The sequence below is a fragment of the Lentzea sp. HUAS12 genome, assembly GCF_024125735.1.
Taxonomy (GTDB): Bacteria; Actinomycetota; Actinomycetes; order Mycobacteriales; family Pseudonocardiaceae; genus Lentzea; species Lentzea albida.
In genome coordinates this window covers 3,539,305-3,561,049 of record NZ_CP099738.1, presented here as the reverse complement: position 1 = coordinate 3,561,049, position 21,745 = coordinate 3,539,305, and the positions used below count along the sequence as shown (strand labels likewise).

19 protein-coding genes are annotated in these 21,745 nt (G+C 69.1%); 7 read left to right on the top strand and 12 right to left on the bottom strand.

Annotation, left to right across the window (positions count from 1 at the left end; genetic code table 11):
• Positions 1–131: 131 nt before the first annotated feature.
• Complete coding sequence (locus tag ND450_RS15650; protein WP_253326845.1) at positions 132–683, bottom strand: NUDIX domain-containing protein; 552 nt, start codon at positions 681–683, stop codon at positions 132–134.
• A 265-nt stretch (positions 684–948) separates the two neighbouring features.
• Between ND450_RS15650 and ND450_RS15645 the strand changes: the two genes are divergently transcribed.
• Genes ND450_RS15645 through ND450_RS46040 form a run of 7 tightly spaced genes read left to right on the top strand, consistent with a single transcriptional unit; the run spans position 949 to position 7,355 of the window.
• Positions 949–1,980, top strand: coding sequence for an NAD-dependent epimerase/dehydratase family protein (locus ND450_RS15645; protein WP_253326844.1), 1,032 nt, complete (start codon positions 949–951; stop codon positions 1,978–1,980).
• 2 nt (positions 1,981–1,982) lie between these two features.
• A complete protein-coding gene (locus ND450_RS15640) occupies positions 1,983–3,314 on the top strand; it encodes a D-arabinono-1,4-lactone oxidase (protein ID WP_253326843.1) in 1,332 nt (443 codons plus the stop codon).
• 28 nt (positions 3,315–3,342) lie between these two features.
• Positions 3,343–4,227, top strand: coding sequence for a sugar phosphate isomerase/epimerase (locus tag ND450_RS15635; protein WP_253326842.1), 885 nt, complete (start codon positions 3,343–3,345; stop codon positions 4,225–4,227).
• A 38-nt stretch (positions 4,228–4,265) separates the two neighbouring features.
• Positions 4,266–4,577, top strand: a complete 312-nt coding sequence (locus ND450_RS15630) for an L-rhamnose mutarotase (RefSeq protein WP_089919555.1) — start codon at positions 4,266–4,268, stop codon at positions 4,575–4,577.
• Complete coding sequence (locus ND450_RS15625; protein ID WP_253326841.1) at positions 4,562–5,554, top strand: aldo/keto reductase; 993 nt, start codon at positions 4,562–4,564, stop codon at positions 5,552–5,554. Before ND450_RS15630 ends, ND450_RS15625 begins: the two co-directional genes overlap by 16 nt.
• Positions 5,555–5,584: 30 nt before the next feature.
• On the top strand, positions 5,585–6,994 hold the full coding sequence (locus ND450_RS15620) for a glutamate decarboxylase (RefSeq protein WP_253326840.1): 1,410 nt from the start codon (positions 5,585–5,587) through the stop codon (positions 6,992–6,994).
• Positions 6,924–7,355 (top strand): SAM-dependent methyltransferase, encoded by a 432-nt coding sequence (locus tag ND450_RS46040; RefSeq protein ID WP_371927712.1) that lies wholly within the window; start codon positions 6,924–6,926, stop codon positions 7,353–7,355. Before ND450_RS15620 ends, ND450_RS46040 begins: the two co-directional genes overlap by 71 nt.
• Positions 7,356–7,563: 208 nt before the next feature.
• On the opposite strand, the gene ND450_RS45730 is transcribed toward ND450_RS46040, so the two are convergent.
• The 11 genes from ND450_RS45730 to ND450_RS15565 all read right to left on the bottom strand — a co-directional run bounded on the left by ND450_RS45730 (position 7,564) and on the right by ND450_RS15565 (position 21,050).
• Positions 7,564–7,695: a hypothetical protein gene (locus ND450_RS45730; protein ID WP_256557516.1), complete on the bottom strand. Its 132-nt coding sequence runs from the start codon at positions 7,693–7,695 to the stop codon at positions 7,564–7,566.
• Between the two features lie 204 nt (positions 7,696–7,899).
• Positions 7,900–8,487: a hypothetical protein gene (locus ND450_RS15610; protein ID WP_253326838.1), complete on the bottom strand. Its 588-nt coding sequence runs from the start codon at positions 8,485–8,487 to the stop codon at positions 7,900–7,902.
• 151 nt (positions 8,488–8,638) lie between these two features.
• Positions 8,639–10,096 (bottom strand): aminotransferase class V-fold PLP-dependent enzyme, encoded by a 1,458-nt coding sequence (locus tag ND450_RS15605; RefSeq protein WP_253326837.1) that lies wholly within the window; start codon positions 10,094–10,096, stop codon positions 8,639–8,641.
• Positions 10,093–12,213 carry a molybdopterin-dependent oxidoreductase gene (locus ND450_RS15600; RefSeq protein WP_253326836.1) on the bottom strand — a complete coding sequence of 707 codons (2,121 nt, stop codon included), beginning with the start codon at positions 12,211–12,213 and terminating at the stop codon, positions 10,093–10,095. The genes ND450_RS15605 and ND450_RS15600 overlap by 4 nt, the downstream gene beginning before the upstream one ends.
• 10 nt (positions 12,214–12,223) lie before the next feature.
• A complete protein-coding gene (dapF, locus tag ND450_RS15595) occupies positions 12,224–13,087 on the bottom strand; it encodes a diaminopimelate epimerase (RefSeq protein WP_253326835.1) in 864 nt (287 codons plus the stop codon).
• Positions 13,088–13,092: 5 nt separating this feature from the next.
• Positions 13,093–13,800 (bottom strand): 2OG-Fe dioxygenase family protein, encoded by a 708-nt coding sequence (locus ND450_RS15590; RefSeq protein WP_253326834.1) that lies wholly within the window; start codon positions 13,798–13,800, stop codon positions 13,093–13,095.
• Positions 13,801–13,840: 40 nt separating this feature from the next.
• A complete protein-coding gene (locus ND450_RS15585) occupies positions 13,841–14,866 on the bottom strand; it encodes an iron-containing redox enzyme family protein (protein ID WP_253326833.1) in 1,026 nt (341 codons plus the stop codon).
• Between the two features lie 1,212 nt (positions 14,867–16,078).
• On the bottom strand, positions 16,079–17,455 hold the full coding sequence (locus ND450_RS15580; protein ID WP_371927711.1) for an aspartate aminotransferase family protein: 1,377 nt from the start codon (positions 17,453–17,455) through the stop codon (positions 16,079–16,081).
• Complete coding sequence (locus ND450_RS15575) at positions 17,446–18,645, bottom strand: tryptophan 2,3-dioxygenase family protein (protein ID WP_253326832.1); 1,200 nt, start codon at positions 18,643–18,645, stop codon at positions 17,446–17,448. Before ND450_RS15575 ends, ND450_RS15580 begins: the two co-directional genes overlap by 10 nt.
• Positions 18,638–19,687: an acyl-CoA dehydrogenase family protein gene (locus tag ND450_RS15570; protein ID WP_253327929.1), complete on the bottom strand. Its 1,050-nt coding sequence runs from the start codon at positions 19,685–19,687 to the stop codon at positions 18,638–18,640. The genes ND450_RS15575 and ND450_RS15570 overlap by 8 nt, the downstream gene beginning before the upstream one ends.
• Positions 19,688–19,832: 145 nt before the next feature.
• Positions 19,833–21,050: an MFS transporter gene (locus ND450_RS15565; RefSeq protein ID WP_253326831.1), complete on the bottom strand. Its 1,218-nt coding sequence runs from the start codon at positions 21,048–21,050 to the stop codon at positions 19,833–19,835.
• Positions 21,051–21,745 lie beyond the last annotated feature (695 nt).

Here is a 21,745-nt window from a genome sequence, read left to right as displayed (position 1 = left end):
TTGGAGTTGAAGCTAATGACGTCGCGGCAAAGCAAGAAGCTCGCGTTCCAACCGTTGGGTCGGCTGACGAAATCGCCATTGGCCAATCCTGGAATATCCCGCGCATTCACCGAAGCGCGACGTGAGTGAATTCAGCTCTGCCCGGCGACGCCCAACTGCTCCGTCGCCAGCGCGAAGAGCTGGTCGAGGTAGGCGTTCCCGGTGGGCTCCGTCAGCGGCCACCAGACGAAGTCGTCGTGCGTGTTGTCGACCCGCGGCCGGGCGTCGTGCTCGGCGTGGGCGAGGAAAGTGACGTTGACGGTGTGGGTGGGGGAGTTGCCGTGTGCAGACGCCTCGAAGACGGTGGAGAAGGTCCCCAGCACACCGCGCAGGGTCAAGCTCAGCCCGGACTCCTGCTCGGCCGTGCGCGCCGCGGCCTCGGCGAGCTGCTCGCCCTTGCGCATGCGGCCGCCCTGCAACCACAGGGAGCCTGCCTGGGGTTCCTGGCTGCGGCGGGTGAGCAGCGCCTCGCCGCCGCGGACCACGAGCGTGTCGACGCAGACGACGGGCATCCGTTCCAGGATCTCGCGGTAGAGCTCCTCCGGTACCCAAGCGTGGCCCCCGGCGCCGCGGCCGTCGCGCCAGTCGAGCACGGGTGCCGCGGGCAGTGCGTCCGACTGCACGGGGTTGAGCGGTCCAGGCATCGTCCTCCGCCTTCCGATGATCGCATTCCCGGTGGAAGGTATGGACCTGTTGCGCACCGGACCACCTCCCGTCCCGTCGGGTGGAATGAACTCCGCTTCATCCGGCCCGGCCGGAATTCCGTCCCGAGCGCTGGAACGGGCTCTGGATGATCGATGCCGGCTGTCACACACTCCCTTCAACCGACGGGTGGCTGCTGGTCGAGAACTCCGATGGGCAGCTGCGAAGAAAAACACGACAGCCCGATCTCACGAATGGAAATTCCTCATGACCCAGCAGGAATTCTGGCGCGGCAAACGAGTGCTGGTCACCGGTGGCTGCTCGTTCATCGGATCGCACCTGGTGGAGCACCTCGTCGGTGCCGGTGCCAGGGTGCGCGTCGCTGACGACCTCAGCTCGGGACGCTTGGAGAACCTCAGCGCCGTTCCGGAGTCCGCCTGGGAGTTCGTGGAGGGCGACCTCTGCGACCCGCGGCTCGCCGCCGAGGTGATGCGCGGCGTCGACGTCGTCTTCCACCTCGCCGCGATCCACGGGGGACGAGGGTTCATCGAGCTGCACCAGGCCGCGTGCTCGCGCAACTTCGTCCTGGACGGCGTGGTCTCGCAGGCGGCGGTCGACGCGGGGGTGGAGAACTTCGTCTTCGCTTCCTCCGGCTGCGTCTACCCGGTCGACCTCCAGGCCGACGTGAACGAGGAGGTGCGACTCACCGAACCCCAGGTGGGGCCGCCCTTCCACGCGGACGGGATCTACGGCTGGGCCAAGTTGATGACGGAGCAGCGGCTCGCCGCGCTCCACAGCGAGCTCGGGTTCCCGTCGGTGTCGTGCCGCCTGTTCACCGTCTACGGCGAGCGCTGCCCGGAGAGCCACGCCCTGACCGCCATGGTGGGCCGGGCGTTCATCCAGCAGAAACCCTTCGAGGTCTGGGGTGACGGGACGCAGATCCGCAACTGGACCTACGTCACGGACATCGTGCGCGGTCTGGTTCTCGCCGGTGAGCGCGTCCACGACGGCAGCGCGATCAACCTCGGCACCGAGGAGCCCATCCAGGTCAAGGAGGCGGCCAGGATGATCCTCGAGTTCACCGGGCAGGCCGACACGGAGATCAAGCCGTTGCCGGACAAGCCGACCGGCCCCTACAACCGGGTCGCGTCCGCGGCCATGGCGTTCGAGCGGCTCGGCTGGACGCCCGAGGTGCCGTTCCACACCGGTCTCAAGCGGCTCACCGAGTGGTACTTCGAGTCGCGGCAGGCGGAGCGGATGACGACGGACGAGTTCGCCGAGCGGCTGACCACGAGGTAGGGATGACCGACGCACCGCGGTTGACACCAGGACCGGAGATCACCACCGGGGAACACCGGCGCACGGCGTGGTCCAACTGGAGCGGGGCGGTCCGCGGCATCGCGGACCGCCTCCTCGCCCCCGACACCGCGGACCAGCTGCGCGACATCGTGCTCGACGACACCGCACGCGCACGTGGCATCAGCGTGGTGGGGTCCGGGCACTCCTACGCGAACCTCGTCGCACCGACCGGCCGGACACTGGTCGACCTGCGCCACCACCGCGGTGTCGTCGCCGTCGACCCGGCGGCCATGACGGTCACGGTGAAGGCGGGCACGACGATGCGCGAGCTGAACCGGGAGCTCGCCGCGGCGGGCTTCGCGTTGCCGAACCAGAGCGCGATCGACGAGCAGACCGTCGCCGGTGTCGTGGCCACTGCCACCCACGGGAGCAGTCCCCGGCACGGCACGCTCTCCAGCCACGTCGTGGCGGCGCGGATCCTCACCGCGGACGGCCGGGTGCGCACGATCACGCAGGACGAGCCGGAGCTCGACGGCGTCCGCGTGCACCTGGGGTGCCTCGGTGTGGTCCTCGACCTCACCTTCGCCGTGGTGCGCGGCCACCGGCTGCGCAAGGTCGTCCGGCGCCGGCCGCTGGCGGAGGTGCTGGCGGACCTCGACGAGTTCCGCGGAGTTCACTTCGGGGGCTTCTGGTGGTACCCGCACACCTCGCAGGCGATCGTCTGGGAGGCCGCGCCGACGGACGAGCCACCGACCCCGCCACCGGGACCGCCCGGTGCACTGCTCGGGTTGCTGTGCAACAACTCTTGGCCGCCGCGGATGGCGGGCGCCGCGCACTACGCGGCCGCCGTGGCCGCCGGCCGGGGCGGTGCGCAGGTCATGCGCTGCGACGACGCACTCCTGCACCACCTCCCGCCTCCCGTGCAGGGCACCGAGTACAGCGTTCCGTTCGACCGGGCGGCCGACGCGATCCGCGCCCTGGTCAGCGAGGTGCGCCGAGGCGGGTTGCGCGTCTGCGCACCGGTGGACGTCCGCTTCACCGCCGCGGACACCGCCTGGCTCAGCCCGAGCAGGCAGACCACCACCTGCCATATAGGGGTGACGCATCCCGTGTCGGCGCGGGATCCCGAGAGGTGGGTCGCACCGCTTCGCGCCGTGGACTCGGTGCTGTGGGACTTCGACGGCCGCCCGCACTGGGCCAAGGTCCACTTTCGGACGGGCCGGGAGCTGGCCGGGCGCTACCCGGAGTGGGACCGGTTCCAGGAGCTGCGCAGGGCATGGGACCCGGACGGCGTCTTTCTCGGAGGGCACCTCCGAGAGCTCTTCGAACGCTGACCCCTTCGAGAGGCGGAAGCTCATGGCGATGAAGTTCGGCTACCACACCTGGTCCTACTCCAGCTTCGGCAGCTGGGTCCCCGCGTACACGTTGGACGAAACGGTCAAGCGGCTGGCGCGGATCGGCTTCGACGGCATCGAGATCGGGGCCGCCGCACCGCACGCCTATCCGCCGTACCTGAGCCCCGCCAGGCGGCGCGAGGTGCGCAGTCTGCTCGACGACCACGGCATCGAGGTCTCGGGCATCGGCCCGGCGCCCACCGGGGGCCCCGGCTACAACCCGAGCTCTCCTGTGGCCGAGGAACGCGAAGCGACCGTGGAGCACTACCGGGCGATCAACGAGCTGTGCGCCGAGTGGGGTGCCGCAGCGGTGGTCTACCTGCCCGGCTGGGTCGTGTTCGGCACCCGGCGGCGGCAAGCCTGGGCGTGGTCGCGCGAATGCCTGGCCCGGGTCGCCGACGACGCGGCGCAGTACGGCCTCACGGTGGTGGTCGAGCCGCTCGCGGAGAACTCGAACCTGTGCGAGAGCGGCGAGGACGCCATGGAGCTGATGGAGGACATCGCGCGGCCGAACGTGAAAGTGATGTTCGACTGCAGCCACGTCCGCTACCGGCGGGAGTCGCTCACCGACCAGGTCCACCTGATGGGCGCGGACCTGCACCAGATCCACATCGCCGACACGCGGGGAACGCAGACCCGGTTGCCCGCCGGTCTCGGTGACGAGGACTGGGAGGGCCTGGTCGACGCCTTGCTCGACACGGGTTTCGACGGCTACCTCACGGCCGAGACGGGTTTCCACCGCCGCGGGATCGACCCCGACCACGACGCGCGAACCGGGCTCGCGTTCCTCAAACCGCTGGTGGCCCGGAAATGCGCCGAACGCGCCGCCGCGTCGACGACCCTCGCACCCTGACCGCGGCCCCAGCGACCCGATCGAAAGGTACCGGCACGATGGAGACAGTCGCCCTGCACACCAGGCTCAAGCCGGGCAAGGAAGCCGCCTACGAGGCCGCGCACGCCCGGATACCCGATGAACTCGACGCGGCGTTGCGCGCGGCGGGTGTGCGGTCGTGGCGGATCTGGCGCAGCGGTCTCGACCTCTTCCACGTCGTCGAGGTGGACGACTACGCGGCCATGATGCAACAGATGCACGGACACCCCGCAGACATCCCGTGGCAGCAGAAGATGGACGAGTTCCTCGATGCTCCGCTCGACTACGACTCGGGCCGCTCGGACGCGAAGTTCGTGTGGGAACTACCGTGATCAACGGCCTCGGCCTCGGCGGGTCCGCACTGGGGAACCTGTACCGTCCCGTGTCCGAAGTGGACGCACATGCCACCGTCGACGCCGCGTGGCGGGCCGGCGTCCGGTACTTCGACACCGCTCCGCACTACGGCCTCGGCCTGTCGGAGCGGCGGCTCGGGGCAGCTCTCGCGGAGCGGCCTCGTTCGGAGTTCGTCATCTCGACCAAGGTCGGCAGGCTGCTGGAGCCCTGCGCCACCGGCGGCGACGACCTGGCCGAGGGCTTCGCCGTGCCCGCGACCCACCGGCGGGTGTGGGACTTCAGCGCGGACGGGGTGCGCCGGTCGCTGGAGGCTTCGCTGACCCGGCTCGGCCTGGACCGGGTCGACCTCGTCTACGTCCACGACCCGGACGACCACAGCGAGCAGGTCCTGCGCGAGGCGTTGCCGGCCTTGGCGGAACTGAAGGCCCAGGGCGTGGTCCGCGGGATCGGCGTCGGCGTGAACCGGTGGGAGGTGGCGGAGCGGTTCGTGCTGGCGCATCCCCTGGACCACGTCATGCTGGCCGGCCGGTACACGGTGCTCGAACACGCCGCGACCGCGGACTTCCTGTCGCTGTGCGCGGAACAGGGCGTCTCCGTCGTGGCAGCCGGCGTCTTCAACTCCGGGTTGCTGGCTCGCCACGAGGTCCCGGCCGACGCCACGCACGACTACACGACGGCACCGGCCGCGCTGGTCGAGCGGGCACGCAGGATCGCCGGGATCTGCCGGCGGCACGGCGTCCCGCTTCCGCAGGCGGCGCTGCACTTCCCGCTCGGGCATCCGGCGGTGCGGGCGGTCGTCGTCGGTGCCCGGTCGGCGGCGGAGGTCACCGAGAACGTCGCGATGGTCGCCGGCGAGGTGCCCGCCGGCGTCTGGTCCGACCTGCGCGCAGAGAACCTGCTCTCCTCGACCGTTCCCGTGCCGCTGCCGAAGGGCTTCGAGAAGGCGACCGGCTGATGTTCCTTCGATCTTCGTTTGGGGTGTGTGATGTCTGAGCTGCAAGGGAATCCCACGGGCTGGCGACTGCCGCAGGAGCCGACGACGGCGGGCGCGGCGTACCAGGCGGTGCAGGACGAGCTGCGCCCGGACGTGCGGCCACAGCTGAACCTGGCGACGTTCATCACCACCGGAATGGAACCGGAGGCCGAACGGCTGATGGCCGAGTTCCTCTACCACAACACCGTTGACGGTGTGCAGCCGTTGCACACGGCCGACTTGGCGCAGCGGTGCGTCGCAGCGCTCGCCGATCTGTGGCACGCTCCTGATCCGGACAGCGCGGTCGGCACGTCGACCGGCGGTTCCAGCGAGGCCTGCATGCTCGCCGGGCTGGCGATGCTGATGCTGTGGCGCTCCCGCACCAGCGGCTCACGCGAGCGGCCCAACCTGGTCATGAGCACCGCCGTGCACGTCTGCTGGGCCAAGTTCTGCGCTTACTGGGACGTCGAAGCGAGGCAGATCCCGGTGGCCGAAGGGGGCTCCGGCATCGACCCGCACACCGCGGCCGAGGCGTGCGACAGCAACACCATCGGCGTGGTGACCGTGCTGGGCACCACCTACGACGGCTTCTACGAGCCGGTGCAGCAGGTGTGCGCCGCGCTGGACCGGCGGTGCGGCCGCGACGGCGTGGACGTGCCGGTGCACGTCGACGCGGCCTCCGGCGGGATGGTGGCACCGTTCCTGGACCCCGCGCTGGTCTGGGACTTCCGGCTGCCCAGGGTGAGCTCGATCAACACGTCCGGGCACAAGTACGGCATGGTCGCCCCGGGACTGGGGTGGATCGTGTGGCGCGACCCCGGCGTGGTGCCCGCCGAGCTCGGGTTCTCAACCGACTACACCGGTGGCCGCATGTCGACCCAGACCCTGTCGTTCACCCGGCCCGTCGCGCCGGTCATCGCGCAGTACTACCAGTTCCTCCGCTTGGGTGCGGAAGGTTACCGCGCTGTCGTGCAACGCTGCCGCGACCTCGCCCGGTCACTGGCCGCCCAGCTCTGCCGGTTCCCCGAGTTGCGGGTGATCTCCTCCGCGGATCACCTGCCCGTGGTCGCGTTCACGACCCACGACCACGCCGGTTTCAGCGTCACCGACCTCGCCGACCGCCTCCGCCAGCGCGGCTGGCTCGTGCCCACCTACGCACTCCCGTCCCACCAGGCCGACGTCACCGTCGCGAGGATCGTCTGCCGCAACGACCTCTCCGACGTCCTCGCCCGCCGGCTCGCGGATGACATCGCCACCGCGGTCACCGCACTCCGCGCCGACCGCAGTGGCTCGCGCTCTCAGCGACGCCCCGACGTGGTGCCGTCGAGCTCAGAGATCGCCTTGACGATCGATGCGGGGAAGACCCTGGGGCGCATGGGATCCACCGATCTCGGCACCGTGGTCGCCGGGGTCGCGCCCTGACGCTCGCCGGAAGTCACCTCACCACGTGCACGCTGTGTCCGATGATCTGCCTGCGCACCCCGGCCTCCCCGGGTGCGCGGGCCGCCGAGGAGTCGTCACGTCCCACCCGGACGACGAGTCCTTCCCACTGCCGGGCACCGATCTGACCCGACCGGGCGTCGCCCCGATCCACGACCACCACCTCGGCGGAGCCGGCGACCGGGAGGTCGACAGGCAGTTCGCCGAGCGCGTCCTTCGCGACCACCCGGTGGTCAGGTCGGTCGTCCACGCCAACCGGATGTTCCAGCGCAGGGTGGTGCCGTACCCCGTCCGGCCGGGCATCCGCCAGTTCACCGACATCGGGTCCGGCACGAGCCGGTGACCGTCGATCACGCGAACCCGCTGCTCGAAGGCAACGGCGAGCCCGGCCGGCATGCGGCCGTCCACGCGGACATGCGCGACACGGAACGGGTCTGGTCGTGAATCGCGGGCACCGGCGTGATCGGACTGCGGGGACCGGCGGCGGTGCTCCTCATGGTGGTGCTGCGCAGCGACAGCACCGAGGGCCTCGGCCCGTGCCTCGACGCCACCTACCGCGACCTGCTCGTGCCGGGGTCGCACCTCTCCCCGTCCCGTGTCACCGACACGGAGATCTCCCGGCAGGGCACCGCGATGCTGGGCGAACTGAAGAGCATGTACGCGAACTCCGTCAGCGCAGCCATCTTCCGCGTCCGCACGGGGATCACCGCTCTTCCGGAGACTTCACCCTCCTGGGGCCACCCAGGCACCCGACTGGCATCCGGAAGAGGCGAGCGGGCACGATCGGGTAGCGGATCTCAGCGATCCGGGCGGGTCGCTGCTCCTGGTCGGCACCGCCCGGAAGTGAGGCGCCGGACCGGGCGAGCCGGTTCCGGCGCCGAAGCCGGTCAGCCCGGCCGACGAGCTGTGCGCCACATCGGTTGCAGGAGTTCCTGGCCGTCGAGAACGACGGGTAGGCCGAGCGGCGTGTAGTCGCGGGAACCGAAGAAGTCCACCAGCCGCCTGCTCGAGGCTTCGCCGTAGGCGTCGCGGCCCAGCTCGTCCAGGACCTGGTGGTGGTGGTTCAGCAGCAGGCTGGCCGCACCGTTGTTCTGCTCGGTCGGGCGCACGGCGAGATAGGCGCCGTAGTAGTGGGACTGGTGCGGATGCGCGGAGAGAAAGGCCGCCTCGAACCGGGCGAACCGTTCGAAGTACGGACCGGTGAGGTCCCTGAGCCAGCTCTCCCGTTCCGGTGCCGGCTCGGGTTCGACCGCGTGGTCGAACGCGACCAGGGCGGCGGACAGGTCCGGGAGGGTGTAGACCACACCGCAGGCGATGGCGTCCCGAACCTCGCGTTCGAGGTAGTGAGGACCGATCTTGCGCCAGTCCTCCAGGTCGTCCACCAGCCAGCCGGTGAGGTCGAGGTCGCGGAACGACTCCGTGATGAGTTCGCCGAGCGCTGGAGCGTCCGACTCTGTCGCGAGCACGATCTGCATGGCAGAACTCCTAGGTCGAAGCCGGGCGGCTGATGGGGATCGCCGCGCGACGCATCTTCACAGCGGGCACGTTCGGCCCGCTGACCCGTTCGCGGCCTCCTGCTCGAAGCGCTCGGACGTCCGCCCGCCGGTGCGCACCGTCCCAGCCGGATCACCGGGATTCCACCAGTCCTGCTTGTTCTTCCGCCGCAACGGCGACGACCTGGTCGAGCAGGGAGCGGTAGTCGGCGCCCGATGCGTTCGGGTGCAGGAGGGTGAGCTTGAGCCACAGCTTCCGGTGACCGTCCACTGCGTCCGGCAGTGCGGCCCGCCCCACGATCGCGGTCCCCCTGGCCAGCAGTTCGCGCCGGATGCGGCCGACGAGCGCGTCCCCCGCGGCGATCGGCAGCTCGTCGAGGACGGTCGGCCGGAAGAGCACGGTGGACAGGGAGGGGCTCTGCCACAGCCGCAGGTCGGGCCGGCGGTCGATCTCCGCCGCGACCTCCAGCGCGGTCGCGCAGCAGTGGTCGACCAGGTGACCGAGCCCGTTGGTGCCCAACGCCATCAGCGTGACCGCCATCCGGAACGCGTCCGCGCGCCGCGAGGTCCAGATCGACCTGCCGAGCAGGTCCGGCAGGCCGGCGTCGACGTCGTCGGACGCGTTGATGTAGTCCGCGCTGATGGTCAGCGCACCGAGGTCCGCCGCGTTGCGCGTCGCGAGGAGACCGGCCGCGATGGACTGCCAGCCGAACTTGTGCATGTCCAGCGTCACCGAGTCCGCCAGCTCAACGCCTCGCACGTGCCCCTTCCACTTCTCGCTGCACAGCGCGAGTCCGCCGTAGGCCGCATCCACGTGCAGGCGGGCCCCGAACCGGCGGCACGTCCCGGCGATCTCGGCGAGCGGGTCGATCCTGCCGGTGTTGGTGGTGCCCGCGGTGGCGACGACGAGGGTGGACGAACCGAGCCGCTCCAGAGCGGCCTCCAGGGCCGCCGGAACCATCCGGTCGTCTTCACAGGCGACGACGACCGGGGTGGGCAGGCCGAGGAGCCAGGCCGCCCTCGTCACGCTGTGGTGGGCGTTCGCGCCGCACACCACCTGGAGGTCGGCACCGAGCAGAGTGCGCGCGAGGAGGAGCGCGAGGAGGTTCGACTCGGTCCCCCCGGAGGTGACCACGGCGTCGGGGGAGAGCTCGGCCGGGTAGCAGAGGCCGGCGATGCCCGTGGTGAAGTCCCGCTCGATCTCACTGGCCATCGGCGCCAGCTCCCACACGTCCATGGACGGGTTGAGCGCGCTCGCCACGACGTCCGCGGCGACGGACACCGCCAGCGACGAGCAGACCAGGTGGGCCGCGCAGTGCGGGTGGGCGGGATCCGCCGAGCCGAGGCCGAGGAGCCTGCTCATCTCCTCCAACGCGCGTTCCTCGCCGATGCCCTCATGGGGCAGCCGGCCCGTTCCCCCGCCGGCTGCCGCGAGAGCGGCCGAGACGACAGCGGGCCCTCCCGCGGGCAGCGGGCCGCCGCGCTCGCGGATGCCGGCCTCCATTCCGCGCAGGGCCACCCCGAGCAGAGCGCTCAACTGCTCGGCGCCCTGCGGTCCGCTCGCCAGCCGGACACCGTTGTGCGCGCTCATGTCGACGCTCCTCCTCGAATCTGCGCTGCCGGGATCTCGAGGGCTTCGACCGAGACCCGGTTGTCGTGGAACACCGCTCCACCGCCCATGTCCGCATCCCGCTCGTCCACCGTGGCGTTGACCGTCGTGCCACCGGTGAGCTTGAGCCAATGACCTTTGGTCGTGCTGAGGACACCGCGGCGGACCCGTGCGTCGACCAGCACGTCCGCGGTGAACTCACCGCGTCCGTTGAACACCCTCACGTGGGTGCCGGTGACGAGCCCGTGTGCGAGGGCGTCGTCGGGGTGCACGACCACGGTCGGCGAGCCTGCTCTGCGCCGCAGCTCGTCGTTGTTGCCGAAGATCGTGTTGATGGCGAAGTGCGATGCCCCCGCTATGAGCACGAACGGGTGGCGTGCGGCCATTTCGTCGTCCGCGACCTCCAGCGGCGGGGTGTAGCCCGGCATCGGGTCGAGGCCGTCGGCGGCCGCCGAGGCCGAGATGAACTCGAACTTCCCCGACGGGGTGGGGAACCCGTGCTCGAACGGCGCGAGCGGCCTGGGGTAGTTGAGCCGGGCCCACCCGCTGGCCCGCAGACCGTCGAGCGTGATCCCGTGCAGCGAGGGGTGGTCGGAGTCGAGGAGCTGCTCGGCGAGCCGCTCGTCGGAGTCGTAGAGGCTGGGCTCGCGCAGCCCCATCCGCTTCGCCAGGTCGCGGAAGGTGTCCGTGGTCGATCTGCATTCGCCCGGAGGCTCGACGGCACGTTCGTTCCACGCGAGGTAGAGGTGGCCGTACGCGTCCATCAGATCCGTGTGTTCGTGCTGCATCGTTGCGGGCAAGACCAGGTCGGCGTAGTCGACGGTGTCGGTCGGGAAGTGGTCGATCACCACGGTGTACAGGTCTTCCCTGGACAGCCCCGCGCGCACCCGGTTCTGGTCGCTGGTGCTGACCACCGGGTTGGCGCCGTACACGACCAGCCCCATCACCGGTGGGTCGCTCGCTTCGAGCAGCCCCTCGGCGAGACGCGTCATCGACAGCGTCCGCACCGCTTTCGGGCGCAGGTCGTCGCGGAACAGCGCCTCGCGGTTCCCGCCGAAGTAGGTGTCGGTGGAGAACATCAGCCCACCGCCGGGCCGATGCCAGTCGCCCGTGACGGCCGGGATGCAGGCCAGCGTCCGCAGTGTCGCGCCCGCACCCGCGTGCCGTTGGATCCCCTGTGAGGTGCGGATCGCGGTGGGCCTGGTGCACGCGATCCGCTCACCGAGATCCCTGATCTGCTCGGCGGGTACACCGGTGATGGACGCGGCGCGTTCGGGCGTGAAGGCCAGCACGCGCTCGCGGAAGTCCTCCCAGCCGAAGCAGTACCGCGACAGGAAGTCGTCGTCCTCCCGGCCAGTCGCGACGATGACGTGCATCAGGCCGAGTGCGAGCGCGCCGTCGGTCCCGGGCATCGGCGCCAGGTGTTCGTCCGCGGCTGCCGCGGTCCGCGTGCGCATCGGGTCGATGGCGACGACGTGACCACCGTTCTTGCGCCCCGCCTCGATGAACCTCCAGAGGTGGTGCCCCGACGTCAACGTGTTCGTGCCCCACAGCAGGGTGAGCTTGGAGAGCGCGAAGTCCTCCGGGTCCATGCCCCTGCTGGTGCCCAGCGCGTACGTCAACCCGGTCAGGCCCGCGATGGAGCAGATCGTCATGTCGTGGTGGGATGCGCCGAGCACGTTCCACAACCTGGTGCCCGCTCGCCCCTGCACTCCCTGGAGGTACCCGAGCGCACCGGTTCCCTGGTAGGGCCACAGCGCCTCACCGCCGTGCTCGTCGACGATGCGGGAGAGCCTGCCGGCCATCTCGTCCAGCGCCTCGTCCCACCCGATCCGTGCGAACCGGCCCTCGCCCTTCGCCCCCACCCGGCGCATCGGGTGCAGGATCCGGTCCCGGTGCGAGGCCTGCTCCAGGTAGCGGTTCACCTTGACGCACAGGGTGCCCCTGGTGATCGGGTGCTCACGGTTGCCCCGCAGCCCGGTCGCCACGCCGTTCTCCACGGTGACCAGCCAGCTGCAGCAGTCGGGGCAGTCGAGCGGGCACGCTCCGGCGACCTCGTTAGTGGTGCCGGTGGTAGTGAGCAGGTTCTGGCGAGGCACGACACTCCCCTCAGGACGGTTGCGGTTCTTTCACCCGCGAGGCGATCCCGGCAGCCAGCCGGCCGGTGGCGACGTGCTCGACCTCACCGGTCATGAGCACGGTGCCCCGGCGGTCGAACCGCGTGGTGAAGGAACCGCCGCTCATGACCACTTCGACCTGGTCCCCGACCAGACCGAGGCGGCGTGCGGCTGCGGCGGCCGCACAGCCACCACTGCCGGAGGCCAGCACGCGGCCCGCGCCCCGTTCCCACACCACCACGCCCAGCACGTCCTGACCGACGACCGCGGCGAACTCGACTTTCACCCTGCCGGGAAACCGTGGATGCGCGGACAGCAGAGGACCGACCAGGTCGACCAGCTGATCATCCACAGAGGACAGCACCAGCACCGCGTGCGGGTTGCCGTTGTTCAGCGCGGTGATCCGCCACCGGCCGCCGCCGACCTCGATCGGCACGTCCACGGCCTCGCCCGCACGGTCCAGCAGGGGCACCGCCTGCGCGGAGAAGTCCGGGCGGCCGAGCTCGATCGACACGATCCCGGCGTCCACGTCGTCGACGGAGATCGTGGACGTGCGGAACCCCGTGTCGACGACCAGCTGCCTCGTCCCGTGCAGGCGTGCGTGCTCGAGCGCGAACGCGCGCAACCCGTTCGCGCTCCGCTCGCACGCCGAACCGTCGGCGTTGTGGATGCGGACCTCGACCGCGCCTGCCGCGCCCGGTCGTCCCAACGGCCCGAACACCACTCCGTCAGCGCCGACCCCGAAGTGGCGATCGCACAGAACGCGTGCGGCGAGCGGACCCGCGGCCACGCCGTCCCGCGGCTCGACGAGCAGGTAGTCGTTGCCCATCGCGTGGTACTTGGCGAACGCCACCATCGCGGTCAGTCCTCTGCGGTACCGGACGTGTCGTCGGCGAGCGCCTTCGCGTCGTGCTCGTCGCCGTACCACTTCCTGCTCCACCGGGAGAACGCCGCGATGAAGATGTCCCTGTTGGCCGGGCGACCGTCGATCGACTCGACGTCCGTGACGTCGTGCTGGATTGCCCGGTCGTCGAGCAGGACCGCTTGCCCCTCCTCGATGGTGCCGCTCCAAAAGGGTTCGTCGGCACCCGGCTTCCAGAGCCTGGTCAACGCACCCCCGACGTTGGCCCGCCGGAGCACGCCGATCATCACGTAGTCGTGGCCGTCGTGGTGTACGCCCTCCGGGGTGAGCGGCGCGGTCGAGGCGTTGGTCGCCTGTGACCGGTTCTGGTGCAGGTTGATCGACCAGTCCTCGGAGAGGTCGAGCGGGAACCCCTGCACGCCCGCGCGGAGCAGGTCGGTGAAGTCGACCTCGACCGGCTCGTACCGGCGCCGAATACCGCCTGCCACCGGGTTGAACTTGACGAAGGTCGTGTAGTCGCGTTGTGGCAGCAGCTCGAACGAACAACCGGAGTCCTGGCCCCGGGACAGCCGGTACTGGCAGAACCGCTTGAACCTCGTGCCATGACCCATGTACTCGTCGACCGGCAGGTCGTCGTAGCTCGCCAGCAACTCGGTGGACGCCGCCGGGAGGTCGATGATGCTGAAGCCTGCTTCGTTGAGTCCCATGTCCGGGAACTCCTTCCTCCTCAAGACGCGGAACGGCCGCTCACCCGGCGGTCGTGAGCCTCGCGGACAGGTCCACTTCGGACATCCGTTCGTCGAGGTAGCGCTGCGACGAGTTCAGGCGCCACAGCGTGCCGCGGGCGATTCCCCTGCGCATGGCGGGTGACGTGGCCGCGGGTTTGATGACGTTGTGGAACCACCCGGCGGCGTGCTGGGCGTCCACGGTGATGTGCAGGCGGTGATAGACGATGCCCACGTCCGGCAGACCGAGCCGATCCCAGGCGTGCACCACCTGGACGAAGCGGTCAGGGACCAGCCATTCGGTCATGCCGAGGAAACCGACCGCCTCCGGGTAGCTGGAGCGGTAGCGGCACAGCATGACCGCGAGGTTGCCGGACAGCAACGCGTTGGCGGTGAGGGCGATCTCCAGTTCGTCGTCGGTGATGTCGAACACCTCGAAGATCTGCTTGAACAGGTGGGTGTGCACCTCCGCCGGGTTCCCGTTGCCCATCTCGTCCCAGAAGTTCCGGGCGATCTCCATCTTGGCCGGACCGCTCGTCCCCACCTGCATCAGTGCGAGGAGGTCGTCGAAACGCCCGTCGATCACCGACTCCTGGATCATGTAACGGCGGATCGCTTCGGAATCGGCGCGGTCGCGGATGAAGTCGGTGTAGTAGGGGTGCTTGAAGACGGTGTGCCGCCGCGCCAGCTTCTTCAGCCAGGACACGAACTCGGCGGGTTCCGCGGGTGCGTTGTCGAGCGCTCCCGCTTCGATCCGTGAGTCCTCCGCCGCCGCGGTCGCCTGTTCCAGCAGGCGCGTCACCCGGTGCAGCGCGGTCGAGCCTTCGGCAGACGGTTCGCCGGGCGCCACTCGCAGCTGCATGGTGTAGATCCGCGACAGCAGGAGCTGCTGCCGGTAGAACATCTCCGGGTCGCTCGCGGCCGCTCGGCGGTTGAGCTCGTGGATCGCACCGAGCACCCGTTCCAACTCCACCGGATGCACGAGCCGGTCGATCTCGTCCGCGGATCGGCCTAGCCAGTCCGATACCCGCTCCACTGCATCGCTCACTGGAAACCCTTTCCGGAGGCCAGGTGTGAACGACTGCGAGTGCCCTTCCGGTGTAGACGGAACTCGACCGCCGTCCCAAGCGAGGACAGAGAATCACTCGAACAGGTCGGGGTGGCGTGCCGCACGTGCGGATTGCCCCCGCACACCAGCGGATCGACCCGAACACCCACCTGGAACAGGAGAGGGTTCACATGCTCAGCCGGGGCTGCCGGGCCGATCGCGGAATGCCGTCGGCAACACCCGTGCCGGCGCGTCCCATGCGGTGGACAGGTAGCAGTCCCGGACGGCCGCGTTGCGCGCACGCGGACTCGATCATGACCACTCGACCACGTTTCCCTGATATGCAGTCTCGGCAAGGACGACCTCGTCAGCAGCAGCGGCACGGCGAACTCGGCAGGCCTGCGGCGCGCATACACCCGTGGCCGCACGACCGCCGGACGGCTGAGGAGCACTTCACACACGGCCGGTGGTGAGCCCGACGCCGTGGTACGGACTGCGGACCGGCGACTCCCGTTCTGGATCCTCAGCCGAGGGCGGTCGATGTCCTCCTTGTCCGAACAGGACAACGGAAACCGGCGCGGCCGTCATGCACCGCGAAAGCCGCACCGGTCTCGGTCGATGCGCAGCAGCGCATGACGCCCAGAATGTCGGCGTGACCGACACCGCGGTGACACCCTCCGCCGCTGTCAGGTCCGCCCAGTGCTCCAGCTGGTGGGCATCCACCCCCCACCCCGAGGAGATCCTGGCCGGGCACTGCCATGGACAAGGCGACGAGTTGCCACCAGGCACAGCTGCCCGGGGTGAAGGGGAGGAGCCATCGGCGGCGTTCCTGGGCCGCTTCACCGTCGTCACCCCGGCGAGCGTGTGAGCCACTCGCTTCGTGCGGCCGGAACTGCCGCCGGCGGAAACCCACGTGCGTCCGGCGCGTGGTGGTCCGGGCGTCCCGGAACGGCGAAGCCCGCCGCTTCGAGCTCGGGAGTGCAGGTCTCGTCGAAGCGTTGCGCGGGAACGACGAGCAACTCCGTGTCGCCGCGCTGCTGGTGCACCGAAACCGTGCCCAGAACCGTGCGGTGGTTCGTTGCGATCACCGCCGAGCGCTTCGAGAGCAGGCCTCCCGCAGCAGGTCGCGCCGGGAGCCTCGGATCTCGCCGGCGAGTTCTCGTCCACTGATCCGGCCCGAACCGCCATGACGACCGCCCGTGCAGGCCGAGCTCACCTGAGCTCGGTGTGGGAGACGGCCAGCGCCTCCACCCTGTCGTGCAAGTGCGGGATGAAGTCTTCGAACTCCGGTTTCATCAGCGCGCTGCGGATGATCCGCGCCTCGGAAGCATCGGCGGTGATACCGGGATGTCGGCTGACGAGTGCATCGGATCGCACCTTCAGGGTGCTCAAGAACACGGGGTCTGCCTCTGTGGCACCGCTTTCCAGCATTGCGGCCGAGGTCCGATCCACCAGCCGCATGCTCGCGGGCCGGACGACAGGGAAGTAGGTGACGATGTCCAGCTCAGGTTCCTGGTACAGCTCAAGGATCCCGGACGACGCTATCCTGGCCGACCACTCCAGGGCGGCCCGCCTGCCGGCGCCGAGCACTCGGCCCAGTCCCGAGGGGGTCGGCGGCAGGACCTGGAAGGTGAGCCAGAGGGCTGCCGCGGCCGCACCGGCCCGCGAGCACTCCAGGCTCGTCTCGCCGGGGTTGAACTCGTCAGGAGCGCAGTAGGTGTACGGGGAGTCGTGGGCGTAGAACCGGTCGACGTCCGGGTCGTTGAAGAGCACCGCGCCGCAGCCGTAGGGCTGCAGTCCGTGCTTGTGCGGATCGACCACCACGGAATCACACCGGGAAATGGCTTGCCACGGCTCTGGCGGTAGCGCCTCCGCGGTGTCCGATCCCGTGAGCAGCGTGAAGAAGCCGCCGTAAGCGGCGTCGACGTGGATGCGGATGTCGTAGCGCTCCCGCAACGCGAGGACCTCGTGGATCGGGTCGACCGCGCCGAGACCGGTCGTGCCGGCTGTCAGGACGACGGTGCCGATCTGTTGCGTCCGCAGCAGCTTCTCCAGGGCCTCGACGTCGATGCGGCCCCGGCGGTCCGCCCGCACCGCATGGCTTTCCACGCCCAGGACGCGGCACATGCGGTTGTGCGTGAAGTGGGCGTCTTCGCTGAAGGCGACGCCTTGGCCCGGTCGGAGTTCTCGCGCGACGTAGAGGGCTTCGAGGTTCGCGATCGTGCCACTGGTGGTCAGGTGGCCGAGCGGGGTCTGGAACCCGAACATGCCCGACAGCTGGGCGACGACCTCCTTCTCCATCTCGACGGTGGCCGGGCCACCGTCGAACGCGTGGTTGTTCGGATTTATCAGCATCGCCGCCAGGTAGCCGATGGTGGCGGCGAAGTGCGGCGGCCGGACCATGTGCCCGGCATACGACGGGTGGAAGAAGGGATAGTTCTTCCCGAGTCTCTCCGTGAGGTCGTGAAAGGCCGCCGCGAACGCGTCATCGCCGACTTCCATCGACGGATGGGGCGAGAACGGTGGAAAAGAGCTCTGCCACTTCGTGTTCTCCTCATGCGCACGGACCATCCACTTCATCAGATCCACGGATATCCTCGACCTCCGTTGAAGGAAGAATCATGCTGGTGGTGTTGCTCGCCGATCGGCCAGAAGAGCAGGTTCTCCGTGCACCGCTGCAAGTACTCGATGCCGTCCGTGCCGCCGGTTCCGCCGCTGCTGCCTATCATCGATCTCGCGATGGAGTGATGGGTGCGCTTCCACTTCTGGTGACTCCGTTCCAGCAGTTGCAGCGCCTTCATCACCATCGTGCTCTCCGCGTCGCTCCACCTGCTCTGCCCGCGACAGTGCCAGGAGGACAGGGAGTCGTGCCCGGAAAAAGCGCGTAGCCGCACGCGAGGAACGGAGAGGAAGGCGGGGGAGTCGAGACGGTCTCTTCTCGGCAACGCGCAGAAGATCTCCACCAGCTTGTACGCTTCCGACTGGATCGCGCTCGACCCGTCGGTCTGCATCCGGAAGGCCCGGAAGTGGGCGGGTGGCATGGTGGCCAGCAGGCTGAACAGCCCAGACGCCTGGTCCAGTGTTGTCGCAGCCGACTCGATCCGAGCGGCGACCTCGGAGACGCATCCGGACCGCGTGACCGCTACTGCTTCCTCCAGCGTGGCCGCCATCATCGTGAACACCGTCTCGTAGCACTGCAGAACTCGGATGAAGAGGTACTCGTCGTGCTGGTCGGAGACGGGAAGAACGCTGAAGCGGACAACGTCCTCGACCAGCTCGTCCGTGAAACGGGGTCTTGTTCCAGGGGGACCGGTGTTCTCGCGCAGGGCAGCTGCCTTGCGGATTCTCCTGAGGGCGATCTGATGACCCGGCCGGCCCCGGGGGAGCAGCCTGCTGCCTTCGTCCTCCAACGTCATCCGTTCGAACTCGGCCAGGTCGCGCAACAGGTGCGAGACGAGTTCCAGTCCGGTGTGGACGTTCTCCGCCGTGGGGAGGAGGGGCTTCAGGACGTCCAGTGCCAGGTAGCTCCGGTAGGAGTACCGGTTCTCTGCTTTGTCCAGAACGCAGTTGTAGAACTGCGCCACCACCGGTCCGGTCGCGGTGTCGGCGCGGCTCGCTCTGACCTGTTCCAGGGTCTCGTCCCCGAGCCGGTCCTTGCCGTGCCGCAGAATCCGCAGGCGTGTCGAGCTCGCCAGGCCCGGTGTAGTGCTGCCTTGCTGTGCGTCGGTGACGGAGGCTGTCGCGGGCTCGTCCACTGTTGTCCCCCGTGGCTCAGACATCACGCTGGAGGCTGGGGGGAACCGCCGCGCCCATCCTGGTCAGCGCATAGGCTTGGTACGGTCCGGAGTAGACGTTGATGGCGTGGTTCAACCCGGCATGCGCATCGCGCCAGAAGCGCTGCAGGGGCCGATCCGACCGCAGGGCGTTTCCGCCTGAATGGCTGTAGAGGCGGTCCAGTGCCTCCACGGCGCGCCGGCTGCCGCGGACCTGGTCGCAGCGAGCGGCCGCGCGGAGCTCGAACGGCACCTCCTTCCCGGAGTCGACCATGTCCCACATCCGGCCCACGTTGGCCATCATCTGGACTCGCGCCGACTCCACCTCGGAGCAGCACTCGCTCAGCTGCGCCAGGAGAAAGTTGTCCTCGCGCACCAGCTGGCCGGACTCGTCGACCCGGTCGCGCTGGTAGTCGAAGGACGCGGCCAGGGCGCCGCGGCACATGCCGATGATGGAAGCGGTGATCGCGTTGGGGAAGATGGCGGACCAGGGCATGCGGAAGAGGTTCTCGGTCCTGCCCGCGTCCCGCGCCGCGTCGCCGTTGACGACCTTCTGCTCGGCGATGACGCGCTCGGCGGGAACGAACGCGCCGCTCACCGTGACGTCTTTGCTTCCGCTGCCACGCAGGCCGACCGCGTTCCACGACCCGTCGATGATCGTGTAGTCGCCACGGGGCAGCAGCATGTGCAGAGTGCCGTCGGAACCGACGCGATCGCCTTCGGCATCGACCACGGTCGCCCCCAGCCACGCCCAACCGCAGTGGTCCGTGCCGGACGAGAACGGCCACCTGCCGCTCAGCAAGTAGCCTCCCTCGACCTTCCGCGCCTTGCCGAACGGTGAGAACGGCGACGCGATCCAGGTGTCCGGGTCAGCCGCCCACACGTCGTGCTGAACGGACTCCGGCATCAAAGCCATCTGCCACGGGTGTGAACCCAGGACGCCCGCGACCCAGCCCGCAGCGCCGCAGGACTCGGCGGTCAGGATCACCGCGTCCAGGAATTCGCGCGGATCGGCCTCGAGACCACCGTGCTTGGCGGGTTGCAGCATGCGCACCACGCCGGTCTTCCGCAAGATGTCCGCGGTGTGCTCGGGAAGTGTGCCCATTTCCTCCGCTTCAGCGGCCTGGATCCCGAGCTGCACACGGGAACCCTCGATCTTCTCAAGAACATCGTTCACCATGTGATCTGGTCCTTCATCGTGAAGTGTTCAGTGCTTCTGTCTTCGTTCGGAGCTTCGATCGCGAATGCAGCAGATGCGCGGCCGCGGCAGCCGACAACGCGCAGAGGACCGGGAGGAGGAAGGTGGGTCGGGCCCCCAGCTCGTCTGCGATCGTGCCGACGGCGGCGGTGCCCGAACCGAAGCCGAGCGAGAGGCTGGACCACACCCAGTTCATCCCCTCGGTCTGGATCGCCACCGGAATCAGCTCGTCGAGCAGGTGAAAGGCGTTGATGACGGTCGGCGCCATGCTGAGACCGTTGACCGCGGAGCAGGCCATGAGAGCGAGAAGGCTGTCCGCGGTCAGGTAGAGGACGGGGAGCAGGCCGAACACCGAGGCGCTCAGGGCGAGCCGAAGCGACGCCGGCCCACTTCGCGTCCGTGAGCCGAACAGGATGGCCGCGACGCCACTGCCCACCGCGAAGCACGCCAGCACGAGACCGGCACCACCGGGCCGGTCCAGCTCGGCGGAACGTGCGACGAGCAGCACTTCCGCGGCGCCGCAGGTGGCTCCCACCGCGACGAGCATGACGAGCAGCAAAGGCATGCCTGGATACCGTGCGGCGAGGCGCCGATGCACTCGCGCGACAGGAGGTCGTCGGGGCGGTTCGGTGTGCCGCTGGAAAAGCAGCCAGGTCGCGCCGGCGGCGGTGAGGAGAAAAGCCGAAGCGACGGCCAGGTACGGGGAGACCTGGATTGCGAGAGCTGCCGTCAGAAGAGGACCGATCGCGAAGACGACCTCGTCCAGACCTGTCTCGACCGAGTAGGCGGCAGACCGCTCAGGGCTGTCGTCCGGCCACATCGTCGCCCACCGCGCTCGCGTCATCGGGCCGGTGTTGACCACCGAAGCGCCCAGGAGAGAAGCCAGGAGCAGGGTGATCGGAAGAGGTGTGCCCAGCGCGACCGAACCGAGCATCGTCGTGGCCAGCACGAAATGCGCGAAAATCGACAGGAGCAGCGTTCTGTGCTGTCCGAAGCGGTCCGCGACGATCCCCGCGGCGGGACTGCCGAGGGCGTTGCCGATGGTCCAGCAACCGCTCACCAACGCGGCTTCCCCGTACTGGCCGGTGGGCAGGGCCAGCAGCAAGAGCAGGCCGAGCGGATAGATTCCGACGAAGAGACGCGACAGCACGCCCGCGATGCAGAATGAAGCGGCACCTCGCTTGGAGAAGGCGCTGCGGTAACCGGCGAACACAGCGGACCTCCAAGGTTTTCGGACGAGTTGCTGGACCATTCCACGACAATTCACCGGGCTTGTGGAGATCATGTCGACGCAGCGTTCCGACACTGTGCATCGCGGATGGTCGCGAATGCGAGCGCCGTTTCACCTAGCGGAACGGTGCTCTGAGGAACCGGTCGGCGATGGTGCCGGCCGTGTCCGATCGGGAAGCTCGCCGAGGCGAACGGGCAACGTCTTCGATCCGAGGTTGACGGCTGGTGTCGATCCCGCGCTGAGACCGGAGGGCGGCCGCGCGGTGCGGGCGCCGGTGGACCCCTGCCTCGCGGGGACGGGCGAGTGCTGTAGTAGTCCGTCCGGCCGGGAACGCAGGCACGGCGATGGAGGTCCCGGCTCGAGGCTTGACTGCTCCCGATGCCGTCCTCGGGCCTGTGCCGGGTCGCTAACACGAGCTGTCGAATCTCAAAAGCAACTTTCGTACACAATCGTCGGGGAATTGTGTCGACTGGGGCCGATCTTCGTCGTGACGTGGACGGTGCACCTCCGAGGAAGTTGCAGATCATGTCCCTGCCTATTGCTCTTCCGGGGCCGCGTGCAGTTCCGAACCTGTCCCATGCGTTGGAATGAAGGCTTCTGCGGAACGGCGCGGCGTGCCAGGCTTCGAAAGGCCTGCTCCAGTGGTTCAAAAAGGACCGCTGCCGAGGTTTCTCGGA

Bases quoted from the DNA above. Each gene is read 5' to 3' on its own strand.
- ND450_RS46040 (WP_371927712.1), top strand. From the start codon at position 6,924: ATGCGGGGAAGACCCTGGGGCGCATGGGATCCACCGATCTCGGCACCG.
- dapF (WP_253326835.1), bottom strand. From the start codon at position 13,087: ATGGTGGCGTTCGCCAAGTACCACGCGATGGGCAACGACTACCTGCTC.
- ND450_RS15575 (WP_253326832.1), bottom strand. From the start codon at position 18,645: ATGTCTGAGCCACGGGGGACAACAGTGGACGAGCCCGCGACAGCCTCC.
- ND450_RS15590 (WP_253326834.1), bottom strand. From the start codon at position 13,800: ATGGGACTCAACGAAGCAGGCTTCAGCATCATCGACCTCCCGGCGGCG.
- ND450_RS15650 (WP_253326845.1), bottom strand. From the start codon at position 683: ATGCCTGGACCGCTCAACCCCGTGCAGTCGGACGCACTGCCCGCGGCA.
- ND450_RS15640 (WP_253326843.1), top strand. From the start codon at position 1,983: ATGACCGACGCACCGCGGTTGACACCAGGACCGGAGATCACCACCGGG.
- ND450_RS15620 (WP_253326840.1), top strand. From the start codon at position 5,585: ATGTCTGAGCTGCAAGGGAATCCCACGGGCTGGCGACTGCCGCAGGAG.
- ND450_RS15635 (WP_253326842.1), top strand. From the start codon at position 3,343: ATGAAGTTCGGCTACCACACCTGGTCCTACTCCAGCTTCGGCAGCTGG.
- ND450_RS15605 (WP_253326837.1), bottom strand. From the start codon at position 10,096: ATGAGCGCGCACAACGGTGTCCGGCTGGCGAGCGGACCGCAGGGCGCC.
- ND450_RS15570 (WP_253327929.1), bottom strand. From the start codon at position 19,687: ATGCTGCAACCCGCCAAGCACGGTGGTCTCGAGGCCGATCCGCGCGAA.
- ND450_RS15630 (WP_089919555.1), top strand. From the start codon at position 4,266: ATGGAGACAGTCGCCCTGCACACCAGGCTCAAGCCGGGCAAGGAAGCC.
- ND450_RS15645 (WP_253326844.1), top strand. From the start codon at position 949: ATGACCCAGCAGGAATTCTGGCGCGGCAAACGAGTGCTGGTCACCGGT.
- ND450_RS15610 (WP_253326838.1), bottom strand. From the start codon at position 8,487: ATGCAGATCGTGCTCGCGACAGAGTCGGACGCTCCAGCGCTCGGCGAA.
- ND450_RS45730 (WP_256557516.1), bottom strand. From the start codon at position 7,695: ATGGCTGCGCTGACGGAGTTCGCGTACATGCTCTTCAGTTCGCCCAGC.